Source organism: Undibacterium sp. Di27W, assembly GCF_049340345.1.
Taxonomy (GTDB): Bacteria; Pseudomonadota; Gammaproteobacteria; order Burkholderiales; family Burkholderiaceae_D; genus Undibacterium.
This window is the reverse complement of the sequence record NZ_JBMPOS010000197.1, coordinates 1-255: the sequence shown is the minus strand read 5'-3', so window position 1 is coordinate 255 and position 255 is coordinate 1. Positions and strand designations below refer to the sequence as shown.

The following is a 255-nucleotide window of genomic DNA, read 5'->3' as shown; positions in this document are numbered from 1 at the left end:
GAAATCAAAGACCGTGATAGGTGGACCTTCATCATACGCAGTGCTGCAGTAAGCCCATAAATACGCCCGTTTGGTCTTGCCCTTGCCGGGATCAAGTTGCGGCACCGGTGTCTCATCGGCATGCAGGACTTGTCTTTGCCTGAGTAATTCAGCAAGCCGGTCTGCCAGCGGTTGCAGGGCCACGCCGATCTTACCTACCCACTCTGCCAGGGTAGAACGGGCAATGCCTGCGCCATGGCGGGTGCTGATTTGTTC

Annotated in this window: 1 protein-coding gene; it reads right to left on the bottom strand. The window is 56.5% G+C overall.

Annotated elements, in window-relative coordinates; translation table 11 throughout:
* Window positions 1-255, bottom strand: a 255-nt coding sequence (locus ACO0LF_RS31870; RefSeq protein WP_423021480.1) for an IS66 family transposase, incomplete at both ends; no start/stop codon positions are given.